The organism is Paenibacillus crassostreae, assembly GCF_001857945.1.
Lineage (GTDB): Bacteria > Bacillota > Bacilli > Paenibacillales > Paenibacillaceae > Paenibacillus_AQ > Paenibacillus_AQ crassostreae.
On record NZ_CP017770.1, the window covers coordinates 2,969,318 to 2,981,387 of the forward strand.

Annotated in this window: 13 protein-coding genes; 12 read left to right on the forward strand and 1 reads right to left on the reverse strand. The window is 41.9% G+C overall.

Annotation, left to right across the window (positions count from 1 at the left end; translation table 11 throughout):
- The first annotated feature begins 38 nt into the window (after positions 1–38).
- The 11 genes from LPB68_RS13590 to LPB68_RS13630 all read left to right on the forward strand — a co-directional run bounded on the left by LPB68_RS13590 (position 39) and on the right by LPB68_RS13630 (position 10,621).
- The gene (locus tag LPB68_RS13590; RefSeq protein ID WP_068660333.1) at positions 39–1,052 is read left to right on the forward strand and encodes an ABC transporter substrate-binding protein; all 1,014 of its coding nucleotides are present in this window, start codon (positions 39–41) and stop codon (positions 1,050–1,052) included.
- A gap of 12 nt (positions 1,053–1,064) precedes the next feature.
- Positions 1,065–1,847: an ABC transporter ATP-binding protein gene (locus LPB68_RS13595; RefSeq protein ID WP_068660330.1), complete on the forward strand. Its 783-nt coding sequence runs from the start codon at positions 1,065–1,067 to the stop codon at positions 1,845–1,847.
- Positions 1,848–1,859: 12 nt separating this feature from the next.
- Positions 1,860–2,633 carry an ABC transporter permease gene (locus LPB68_RS13600; protein ID WP_068660328.1) on the forward strand — a complete coding sequence of 258 codons (774 nt, stop codon included), beginning with the start codon at positions 1,860–1,862 and terminating at the stop codon, positions 2,631–2,633.
- A 174-nt stretch (positions 2,634–2,807) separates the two neighbouring features.
- Complete coding sequence (locus tag LPB68_RS13605) at positions 2,808–3,782, forward strand: DUF2167 domain-containing protein (protein ID WP_099458714.1); 975 nt, start codon at positions 2,808–2,810, stop codon at positions 3,780–3,782.
- Between the two features lie 249 nt (positions 3,783–4,031).
- On the forward strand, positions 4,032–4,883 hold the full coding sequence (locus LPB68_RS13610; protein WP_068660326.1) for a uroporphyrinogen-III synthase: 852 nt from the start codon (positions 4,032–4,034) through the stop codon (positions 4,881–4,883).
- Between the two features lie 241 nt (positions 4,884–5,124).
- On the forward strand, positions 5,125–5,274 hold the full coding sequence (locus tag LPB68_RS22830) for a hypothetical protein (protein ID WP_157756225.1): 150 nt from the start codon (positions 5,125–5,127) through the stop codon (positions 5,272–5,274).
- 74 nt (positions 5,275–5,348) lie between these two features.
- Positions 5,349–5,498, forward strand: coding sequence for a hypothetical protein (locus tag LPB68_RS22835; protein WP_157756224.1), 150 nt, complete (start codon positions 5,349–5,351; stop codon positions 5,496–5,498).
- Between the two features lie 118 nt (positions 5,499–5,616).
- Complete coding sequence (locus LPB68_RS13615) at positions 5,617–6,255, forward strand: ThuA domain-containing protein (RefSeq protein ID WP_068660323.1); 639 nt, start codon at positions 5,617–5,619, stop codon at positions 6,253–6,255.
- Positions 6,256–6,458: 203 nt separating this feature from the next.
- A complete protein-coding gene (locus LPB68_RS13620) occupies positions 6,459–6,776 on the forward strand; it encodes a phasin family protein (protein ID WP_068660321.1) in 318 nt (105 codons plus the stop codon).
- Positions 6,776–8,446, forward strand: a complete 1,671-nt coding sequence (locus LPB68_RS13625; protein WP_068660320.1) for an ABC1 kinase family protein — start codon at positions 6,776–6,778, stop codon at positions 8,444–8,446. The genes LPB68_RS13620 and LPB68_RS13625 overlap by 1 nt, the downstream gene beginning before the upstream one ends.
- Positions 8,447–8,869: 423 nt before the next feature.
- Positions 8,870–10,621, forward strand: coding sequence for a DEAD/DEAH box helicase (locus LPB68_RS13630; RefSeq protein WP_071193211.1), 1,752 nt, complete (start codon positions 8,870–8,872; stop codon positions 10,619–10,621).
- 373 nt (positions 10,622–10,994) lie between these two features.
- On the opposite strand, the gene LPB68_RS13635 is transcribed toward LPB68_RS13630, so the two are convergent.
- Positions 10,995–11,360 carry a response regulator gene (locus LPB68_RS13635; protein ID WP_068660316.1) on the reverse strand — a complete coding sequence of 122 codons (366 nt, stop codon included), beginning with the start codon at positions 11,358–11,360 and terminating at the stop codon, positions 10,995–10,997.
- 269 nt (positions 11,361–11,629) lie between these two features.
- Between LPB68_RS13635 and LPB68_RS13640 the strand changes: the two genes are divergently transcribed.
- On the forward strand, positions 11,630–11,974 hold the full coding sequence (locus LPB68_RS13640; protein WP_068660314.1) for a DUF3243 family protein: 345 nt from the start codon (positions 11,630–11,632) through the stop codon (positions 11,972–11,974).
- The last annotated feature ends 96 nt before the right edge of the window (positions 11,975–12,070 follow it).

Below are 12,070 nucleotides of genomic sequence, written 5' to 3' on the forward strand. Positions count from 1 at the left end.
CAGGTCATAACGAATATAAATCGATGATGAAGAGGTGTATGCTCGTGAGAAAGACATTCCTTAGCTCAGCTATTCTGCTCTTATCCTTATCGTTAGTTATTGTATTATCAGGCTGCAGCTCACAAGGAGATGCAGCGGCATCTGAGACAAAGCTGAAAATAAAAATTGCTGATATAAATACGAATCCAACATTCCGTGTAGCTTTAGAACAAGGCTACTTCGCTAAACATGGCATTGATGCAGAGTTGGTTGATTTCGGAACTCCTGCAGAAGGTGTGAATTCCCTATTCATAAAACAGGTAGATGTAGCCTTCGGTGCGGACTTTCCGTTATTGAATGCAGTCGCAAAGGGCGAATACTCTATCATTGCATCAGCAGGACTGGCAACGGATGAATCAGCTTCAGAATGGAAGCTGTTTGTAAGGGACGATATTCAGAATCCTGAAGATTTGAAAGGAAAGAAACTGAGCTTTATGCGAGGAACCTTTCTTCCGTATTTGTGGGATGAATATCTGAAGGAACATCATGTATCTTTAGATGATGTTGAATTGATCGGTCAGGGCGCATTTGATGAGGCTTATATAGCTTTGAAACAAGGTGATTTGGATGCAGCCTGGTTCGTTGGTTCGGCGCTGATCGATAAGTTCGTTGGCCTCGAAGGTGTGCACGAACTCACGGACATGTCCCAAACAACAGTACGGCTTGGTTCAGGAATTGTAACGTCAGATGAATTTCTTAAGAACAATCCAGAAGGCATAGAGAATTTTCTTGCTGCAGTTGATGAAGCGGCTGTTTATGCTGCTTCTCATGCTGAAGAGGTTGCTGATCTCATGTATAAAGAAGTGAAACAGCCTAAAGAAGCAACACTAAAAGATTTGCCGAAGAATATATGGGAGGTTGGGTTTACACAAGCAGCCTATGACAGCCTTGCAAATCAGAAGAAATACATGGTCGATACTGGATTGATTGAAAATGATTTTGATCTAAATAGTAAGCTAAATCTTGAACCTTTAAAGATAGCCTTGCCGGAGAAAGTTACCTATCAGAAGTAGGAGGTGATTAGCATGAATCTACTTGTTAAGCAGAATACCATTCATATCGAGCAGTTACGTAAAAGCTATACTGAGCCTAATGTAGGTGACGTGCATTACATTCTCAAAGACGTGAATTTGGTCATTAAGGGTGGCGAATTTTTTATTCTACTCGGACCAAGCGGATGCGGAAAGTCGACACTACTCAACATGATTGCAGGATTTATCTCCAAGTCCAGTGGGAATCTACGAGTGAATAATGAAGAAGTGAATAAACCAGGTAGAGATCGTGCGGTTGTTTTCCAGCAAGCAGATTCTTCTTTATTTCCTTGGTTAACGGTACGTCAGAATGTAGAATTCGGCTTACGAATGAAGAAGACACCGAAACAAGAACGACGTGTCATCTCTGATCGGTATATCAAGCTTGTTGGTCTAGTTGGACATGAAGATAAGTATCCGAAGGAACTATCAGGAGGTATGAAACAGCGTGTGCAGTTGGCACGTGTGCTTGCCAACGATCCAGCGATTCTACTCATGGATGAGCCGTTTGGTGCTCTGGATGCAATGACTCGTCGGACGATGCAGAAGGAACTCGTGAGTATTTGGCGTGAAACACATAAGACCGTGATTTTTGTTACCCATGATATACAAGAGGCACTTCTATTGGGAGAACGAATCGGAATTATGTCGGTGGGGCCATCATCGAACATTACGAGTATCTATGATAATCGCTTGTCATATCCAAGAGATGTAGCTTCACAAGAGTTCAACAGCTTGTACAATACCATTCAGGGTCATTTCGAAGAACAGGATTAGGTGAGGTATATGATGAAATGGATAGAGAAGAAATGGGTTTCTGTATCGTTGTTGTGGATTGCTGTACTGTGCATTTGGCAATTAGGGGCCATCGTTTATGGATCTGATGTGATTCCCGGTCCGTGGAATACACTGAAGGGTGGGCAAGAGTTACTTGCGGATGGCACCTTGATGCAATATATCGGTATTAGTTTTTACCGTGTACTGATCGGTTGGGTATTAGGTAGCTTAATTGCAATTCCGATAGGGCTCATTATTGGGAAAGTGTATGTCATTCGTATTTTTGCCGAACCGTTTCTGAACTTTATCCGCTTTATCCCGCCGATTGCTTTTATCACTCTATTTCTAGTGTGGTTCGGCATTGGAGAACAATCCAAGATCGCACTTATTATGTACGCTACCTTTTTCATCGTCATATTGAATGTTTTAACAGGTGTGATGTCGGTGGAGGAGGATAAAATCCGTTCAGCCCGCAGTATGGGAGCGAACGAGTGGCAGATTCTGATACATGTCATCGTTCCAGCAACGGTGCCTTATATTTTTACCGGCGTTCGCCTAGCGATGGGAACCTCTTATATGGCTATTATTGGTGCAGAGATGATCGCATCTAATGAAGGAGTAGGTTACTTGATTTGGAACTCACGATTGTTCTTCCGTACAGATTGGATCTTTGTTGGTCTATTTTGCCTAGGGTGTATGGGTTTTTTCACCGATCGCCTATTCGGTTGGTTCGGGAAGAAGGTGCTCTATAAATATGGTGTGGTTAGTGTAGCAGCGAAAAGGTAACAAAGTCCAATACAAATAATCCCTCATATGGGTATAAGGAATCATTTATTCCATTTACGTTCACTTTTGTAATGGTTTCTCCGATAGTTATTTATTGTAAGTGGCGAAATGTCAACTCATCTGAATGAAGACGCGACATTTCGTCTAGTAAATAACAATTAGGGGAGAAATATTATGGTGACTCATAGGTCTAGAAGAGTTAGAAAAGAACAAAAGGGCTTTAACTTGATGGTGGCTTTCATTCTGGTATTATGTGCAATGATGAGCTTTACAGAGGTTGTAAGTGCAACAAGTGCAGAAAGTACAGAGATTACAGAGAGTACAGAGCTGAATTGGGTTGAGGGTTCAGGTCAGGAAGTGGGTCTCGGATCCATAGCAACGCTTAAGTTACAGACAGGTCTAGTATTCCTTGATAAGGACAATACGTTAGCCCATGAGTTGTCCTACGGTGGGGTGCCAAGCTATAAAGAGATTGGCTCTGTGTATCCAATGGATGAGAATGAAACATGGGCCGTGTTCTTTGATTATGATGAAGTCGGTCATATTGATGATGCTGAGAAGAATGATATCGATGCAGATGCATTACTAAAAAGCTATAAAGAAGGAACAGAAGCAGCTAACAAGGAAACGACAGAGGACAATCACCTGTTCGTGGATGGATGGGATGTTCCTCCAACTTACGATGACAACCTACATAATTTGAAATGGTCATTGCTTGCTCATGATATTAATAACCAACCGCTCATCAATTATAATGTTCGTATATTGACGAGAGAGGGATATATCTCGGCTATACTAGTAACGGACCCTGAGCATATGGATGAAGATCGGAAGTCATTTGAGAATCTCGTATTATCAAATTTTTCAGTAAATACAGGTGAAGGGTATACGGACTTCGATGAATCGACGGATAAGTTAGCTGAAATGGGCCTTACAGGACTTATTGTTGGTGGTGCTGGTGTGGTCGTGGCGAAGAAGGTTGGATTAATTGCCATGCTGGTCGTATTGCTCAAAAAATTTGGAATTATTATAGTTGTAGCTATTGGTGGATTATTCAGATATTTGTTCAAAAAACGTAAGAACAAAGAAACTATGTTGACTCCTGATCGTGATATTGATGCCCCGATAGATTCTGACAATAGACTATAAAGATGTGCAGATGAACCGTTACCGTTGACATCATGTCAGCTGTAGCGGTTTTTTCTACTTGTCTGATCCTCAATTAATCATGAGTGGAAACAACCCCAATTGGCAGGTTAATCGCACTTTGTCCATGAATACTTCCACGAAACAATAAACACACAAGGGTAAAGATGGTATAATCAAACAAAAAATGATGTGTCGGCAATGGTATAGCTTGCTATACTTTCAGTAAAGTAGACGAGGAGAGATGATATTATGGCTCAGAATATGAAGGGGAAAACCGTTGCTATCGCTGCTTCACGTAAAGTTGATGAAATGTCCAAGTTAGTAGAGAATATGGGAGGAACTCCGGTTCATCGCCCTGCACAGGGAACGGTATTTCTAGACGATGAGAAGCTTCGTGAAGGGTTACTCTCATGGATTCAGAACCCTCCGCAATGGGTAATTCTTACTACAGGTATGGGCCTAGAAGCTATATTCAATGTCGCTGAGGATATGGGTGTAGCAGAGAAGTTATTAGATATCCTATCGAAGTCCTCTATAGCGGCGCGAGGGTATAAGACGGTGAATGCTTTGAAGAAGCGTCAATTGTCGCCGATCGTTAGAGATGATGATGGAAGTAGTGCCGGACTGATTCGTTCTTTTCAAACCCATCATCTAAGTGGAGCTAACATCATTCTGCAACTGCATGGTGAATCAGCACCTAAACTTACAAAGTGGCTCCAAGAACAAGGAGCGATAGTAACCCCATTATTACCCTATCGTCATGTACAACCAGAAGAGCAGCATTTAGAACAACTCCTGAATGATATTATACAAGCTAATGTAGATGCTGTTACTTTCACAAGTGCACCTCAATTTCATTTCTTAGTCGAGTATGCTCATAAACAAGATAAGATGAAGGAATTACTCAAGGCATTTGCAGGGCCAGTTGTTGCTGTAGCTGTAGGGAAAGTGACCGCTCAGGTGTTGTTGGAAGAAGGAGTAGAACGTGTTATCGCTCCTGAAGAAGAACGTATGGGGAGTATGATGGTAACGTTAGGTCGTTATTTCGTATCACAAGTCAACAATGAAATTGCCGCATCAGGTGAACCTAACAAACTCTAATAGAGCATAATGTTTTAAAATGGTGCGACTAACATAGTTGTGCCATTTTGTGTTTTTAAAAGGATGAATTCGTTGAGCAAGGGCGCATATCCGGTTCTGCTTGTGGCGTCTGATGTTTTAAAATATTGTAGATTATTTGTTCTATAGATACATAATTTAGTATATCGTGATATGAAAAGGGTTTTTTATACTGTATGTGGAATGCTATAAACAATAGACAGAATGAACAGGAGGAGCGTGCATGTTAAGAACGGCATGTATGACTGGCGCAGACCGAGGTATAGGTCTAAGTCTTGTTCGGGAATTATTACAATATGGAGTTACGGTGTATGATGGCAAATTTCTCAGAGATTTGGATGCTCTGGATCGGTTGAAGGAACAATATCCGTAGACGCTGCATGTGATTGAGTTAGATATCGGATATGAGGATAGTCAAGTGGTCGGAGTAGCTGGTTCGCATACTGCATGTCCAAATCAGCATTGAATATGGAGTCCCAACTGATTCATAATGGTATTAAAGAATTTAGTGGTCAAGTTCTTGTTATTCATCCAGGATGGGTACAGACATATATGCGCAGTAAACGAGATGAAGATGCCTTGTTAACTGTTGAGTAATCAGCCATGCATATTATACAGCTTATTTTAAGAAGCGAGGAATTTAAGGGTGAGCAAGCTGCCTTTGTGGATTATAAGGGTCAGTTCCTTTCCTGGTAACATGAGGAGGAATAAATAAATGAACACAAATATTCAAAAGAAATGTCTGTTACTTGGAGATTACACACATCCTAAATTTCATCCGTTACAAGGGGTGGATGCGCAGATTAGTCATATATTAAACGATGTGATGACAGTTCAATGTAGCGAGAATAAGAATATGCTCCTAACTAGCAATATTAAGCAGTTCGATCTCTGTATTTCCTATCTTGATTTATGGGATGAGAAGGTCTCTCCTAGGCAAACAGCGGATTTGTTGTCTTATGTTAGTCAGGGTGGAGGGCTATTCGTTATCCATAATGGGATATCTCTCGAGGATCGATTCGAACTTGCACAGTTAATAGGTGGGAAATTTAACGGTCATCCACCCTATCAATCTCTATCCTTCCGGGCGACAGGGAATGACCATGTTATAACAGAAGGCATACAACCTTTTGAATTAGAAGAAGAGCCATATCAATTTGAATTTGATCCCTTCACAGAGAAACAAGTTCTATTGGAGTATCAAATGGACGATGAATGGTATCCAGCCGCTTGGAGTCTTACGTATGGACTAGGCCGAGTTACATTCTTGATGCCAGGACATCATGTGCCTACATTTAATCAACCAGAAATACGTCAACTTATTCTTCAAGCAGCACAATGGACAGCCCGTTAGAGCCCATTACGTTCTTAACTTATAATGATATTTTATTCATAGTATAATGAAGATGTAAATAGCCGTAGGGAATGCTTCCGTAGTAGTTTTTTCGAAGTTATTCAAGATGTCTATGCTCAAAAACTTTTAGTGTATGCTTCCGTAGTAGCTTTTTCGAAGTTAGCCAAGATGACTATGCTCAAAAACTTTTAGGAGGTAAACACATGAGTGATCTGTTTAAGAAAGCTATTTCTTTAGGATGGGGTCTCACAGTGGTTAGTAAGGAAAAGGTTGAGAAGGTCGTAGATGATCTTGTAAGCCGAGGTGAGCTTGCTCCTAACGAATCGAAGGCGTTGGTAAATCGCCTTATTGAACGAGGAGAGGAAGAACAAACTCAGTTCAAAACTGTCGTTCATGAGCAAGTAAATCGTATTCTGAAAGAACTTCATGTACCTACAGGTAGTGATGTGACTAGCTTGGAGCAACGGATCGCTGCTTTGGAGAGCAAAATCGCGGAGCTGGAATCACCGAAGGCTGAATAATGGCTATACGAATTAGACATACTGGACGTTATCGAGAAATTGCCATGGCGCTTATACGCCATGGTTTTGGTTATATGGTGGAAGAAATTGAACTGTTTCAGGTCCTTACGCTACCGAGACGGTGGATCACACATGAATCATTGGAGAGTAAATCGTTAGGTGAGAGGATTCGGCATGTGCTTGAAGATTTGGGTCCGACCTTTATTAAATTGGGTCAGCTTGCGAGTACAAGAGCTGATTTGCTTCCAGATTCCCTGATCCAAGAACTTGTCAAACTTCAAGCACAAGTCCCATCTTTCTCATCAGAGACAGCTAAGGGAATTCTAGCTCAAGAATTAGGTACAACGGTAGAAGATGCTTTTTCATGGTTTGAGGATAATCCAGTTGCTGCTGCATCCATTGGACAAGTTCATCTCGGTAAGTTAACAACTGGTGAGGCTGTAGCTGTCAAGATCCAACGACCAGGTGTAATGAAGATGGTTAGCCGCGACCTTGATATTATTAGCGATCTTGCGGTTGTGATTGAGAAACGTTGGGAATGGGCGAGGCAATACCAATTGAAGCGAATTGTGCAAGAGTTATCCAAGTCGATTATGGCAGAGCTGGACTATGCACAGGAAGCCCGAAATGCAGAGAGAATTGCACTGCAATTCCAGAACAACCGTCATATTCACATTCCCCAAATTTATTGGCAATTCACATCATCTCGTGTACTTACTATGGAATATGTGGAAGGGATCATGGTTCGGAACAAGCATGAATTGATTGAAGAAGGATATGATCTGAAGGAAATTGCTGAACGTATCACCAACGGGATGCTACATCAAATATTTATAGAGGGATTCTTTCACGGTGACCCACATCCAGGTAATATTCTAGTCCGCAAGGACGGTAGTATTGCCTTCATCGACTTTGGGATGGTAGGTCGAATTAGTACAGAGATGAAAGAACAGTTATCGTCACTCATTATTGCGCTCATGCGTAAAAATAGTGAAGGTATGGTTCGCGCTATTCTAAAGCTTGGTTTATTCCCGGATGATGGAGAAATATCTGCGTTACGAGCTGATCTATCACGCTTGCAGGAGGAGTATTATGATATCCCTTTCGCGGATATGAGTATGGGAAAAGCTTTGAATGATCTATTCGGAGTTGCTAGACAACATCAGATCATCATCCCTCCAGACTTAACGCTTCTTGGAAAAGCTTTATTGACCATAGAAGGTGTGATTGAGAATATAGATCCCACGCTTAGTATTATTGATATGGCAGAGCCCTTCGGAAAGAAACTTGTGAAGGAACGTTATAGTGCAGAAAAGTTGACCAAGAAGTTGTTCGTGGGATTAGGCAGTCTGTTCGAAGGTGTATTGGATCTTCCTGGACAAGCTCGGCAGTTATCATCGCTAATCAGTAAGGGGAAATTAAAAGTTGAGATAAGTGTACCTGAACTGAGTGCCATGATGCGTCATCTAGATCAGATTAGCAACAGATTATCGATAAGTATTGTTCTGCTGGCATTCAGTATTATTATGGCGGGGCTTATTATTGGCTCAGCTATGAATAACGAAGCTTCGATCTTATGGCAACTGCCTGTGATCGGTATTGCATTCATCATCGCATTGCTCATGGTATTGTGGTTGTTGTATGGTATATTTAAATCAGGGAGGTTCTAGCGTGAAATATATTAGGATATATTTCAGCTGAACCTTTGAATTTCAAGTAGAAATGGCTTTGCTGTCTAATATGACGGTAAAGCCGTTTCTACTTACGTGTTGGCATGTTACAATGGGGTTTAGGTTCAATATAAGACGTGGTTATCAATGTTAAAGAGATAATGTTGTTTATGCGATTTACGTATATACAGCCATACATAACTATCAGAGCAATGGCTGGCATGGAAGTTAATTTTGCTTGAGATAATAGGTAGGTTAAATGATGATCAGATCCTGTATCCACATATTCCTTGCAGAGACGGATATCGTCCGTTAAAGGACGACAAGGTCGGGTTTTCGTATAAAATGATCTGTGTATGTTGTAACTTATAAAGAACGATAACAGCACTGCCAATTAAAAATAAATAGAACGAGGTGAAGGATTTGCCCAATTTTCATGACTTAGGTGTTACAGAAGAGTTAGACAAGCTTATTCGTAATCAAGGTATCACAGAACCAACTCCGGTACAACATGAAGCAATTCCATTATTGTTAGCAGGTCGAGATGTGATTGCTCGTGCGCGCACGGGAACAGGAAAGACATTAGCATTCTTATTACCAATATTAATGAAGATTGATCCCAATCGTCAATTTCCACAAGCGCTAGTCGTAGCTCCAACACGTGAGTTGGCTCTACAGATTACAGAAGAAGCACGGAAGTTAACAAGACACACAGATGTGAAGATTCTTGCGGTCTATGGAGGACAAGATGTTGAGAAACAACTACGTAAGTTAGAAGGTGGAAGACATCTCATCATAGGTACACCTGGCCGGTTATTGGATCATTTAGGGCGCGGAACATTGGATCTTGGTGGCGTAAAAATGCTGGTATTGGATGAAGCAGATCAAATGCTCCATATGGGATTCTTGAACGATGTTGAGACATTGATTCAAGCACTTCCATACCGTCGCCAGACGATGTTATTCTCTGCGACGATGCCAGCTGAGATCAAAAGAATCGCTGGTGCGTACACAACCGATGCCGAAGATATTATCATTAAGGGTGAGAATTCACTTGTTCCACTTGAGAATATTCGTCAGGTCGTTATTGAGTGTTCTGATCGAAACAAGCAGGATGCATTGTTCAATATGATTAATGAATACAACCCTTATCTAGCTCTAGTGTTCTGCCGAACTAAACGTCGTGCGAAGGTTCTTAATATGGCATTACAAGATAAAGGATATAACTCAGATGAGCTCCACGGTGATCTTTCACAAGGAAAAAGAGAAGCCGTAATGCGTAAATTCCGTGAGGCTAAATTACACATTCTTGTTGCAACTGATGTAGCAGCGCGCGGATTGGATGTTGAAGGAATCTCACATGTATTTAACTACGATATTCCGCAAGATGTCGAGAGCTATATTCATCGAATTGGTCGTACAGGTCGCGCAGGTGATAAAGGTCTTGCGATTACATTAGCTGATCCTAAGGATAAGCCGGAAGTACAGCGGATCGAGTTGGAAATCCGTCATAATATTGAAAAGCTACGTTATGAGAATCATGATGGCAAGATTGAATTTAAGAAAGTGAGTACATTCAATTCCTCTAGTAAAAAAACTAAAGGGAGCCGCGATGGTGAGCTGTCTTCCCGCAGTAAGTCTGGTGGTCGCGGAGGTGAAGCACGCGGTGGAAGTAGCCGCGGAGGCGAAGCACGCGGTGGAAGTAGTCGCGGAGGCGAAGCACGCGGAGGAAGTGGCCGCGTAGGTGAAGCACGCGGAGGAAGTAGCCGCGGAAGCGAAGCGCGCGTAGGAAGTAGCCGCGTAGGTGAAGCACGCGGAGGAAGTGGCCGCGGAGGCGAAGCACGCGGTGGAAGTGGCCGCGGAGGCGAAGCACGCGGAGGAAGTAGCCACGGAGGCGAAGCACGCGGAGGAAGTAGCCGCGTAGGTGAAGCACGCGGAGGAAGTAGCCGCGGAAGCGAAGCGCGCGGAGGAAGTAGCCGCGTAGGCGAAGCACGCGTAGGAAGTGGCCGCGTAGGTGAAGCACGCGTAGGAAGTAGCCGCGGAAGCGAAGCACGCGGAGGAAGTAGCCGCGGAGGTGAAGCACGCGGTGGAAGTGCTTATGGTTCTTCGGCAGGACGTTCGTCCAGTAGAGGCCCAAGTGGTGGTGGAAATAAAGGATATTCACGTAAGAAATAAGATAGGTTTCATTAAAGGAGAGGGGGGAGTGATTCCTCCTCTTTTTTGTTTGAACAAATCTTCTAGAGTAGAAAGAAATACAGTCAAACGAGGGAATGAGAACTATTTATGGGATGGGAAATAGTAGTGGTTAACGGTCTTAGTAGGTAGAAATATTGGCGATGGTGTTGTTGGAAGGTATAAATGTTGGTTAGATAGAGGATGTAGAAGAGGTAAAGGTGTTAGTGGAGTTGAGATAGCAGCGGTAGCATTAGTAAGTAAAATTAGTATAAAGGCAATTGCGGTATATTTCTCCAAGAGATGGATCCGGAATGAAGGGCTGTATCCTTCTCCTCTTGGAGGCTAAATCGACTAAGGGTGATGCTACTAATTGTTATTGATCGGTTATGATCTTGTGGATGGCCTCTTTCACTCGGCTTTCCTGAATAGGTTTGACAACAAAATCTTTTGCTCCTGCTCGTATAGCTTCAGTAATCATCGATTGTTGACCCAAGGCAGAACAAATGACGATTTTTGCGGATGGATCGATCTTTATAATTTCTTTAAGTGCAGATACTCCACTCATTCTAGGCATATTGATATCCATAGTGACTAGATCAGGGTGTAGCTCTGAATATTTCAAGATAGCCTCATAGCCATCTTCCGCTTCGGCAATAACCGTATGTCCCATACCTGTAATGATTTCTTTGAGTATCAGTCGCATAAATTGAGAATCGTCAACTACGATAATATTTGCCACACTAGTTCCTCCGTATTATTACATATTGAAGTATTAGATCATTAGATATATATACATATTCTTTATATCGGCACTTTTTACTATTTTATAAAGTTAATGAATGCTCTACTTTAAGATATTGATTCCTTTGTGTTGCAAACTTGTCACAAATCATAGTGTATTACATATGGAATAAGATCTAACAAGATGCAAATGATAATACTAAATGATTCATCTGCTAATGGCTTTGATAACAACTGAATGAGCTAGGAACTCAAAGGAGGCGTACCATGTCAGAACATAATCACGCAGTGAATAAAGAGGGTGTATTGGATGTGGATAAAGTGGATGATGTAATAGATAGGATTAGCGATAGTCGTAAGGATAACATCCTCTCCGATTTTGAATTTTTTCGGAATTACTTAAATACCAGAATTAACCTCGGTAAATCTATTGGACTTAATGATGAGCAATTAGCACTTACAGCTGAGAAAGTTGCTGGTTACTTATCAGAAAATGAAGAACCACGTAACCGGGAGGAGAAGCTTTTACAGGAGCTTTGGAAAGTTGGAACGAAGGCAGAACAGCATAGTTTGTCGCATTTATTAGTGAAGTTGGCTCAATCAACTTCTTAATAGTAAGTGGTGAAGATAAGGCGTGGGCCGTCAGGCCCTACTCTTACATAACAAAGTGGATTTTATAAACTCTGGTACAGACCTCCATCATGGCTC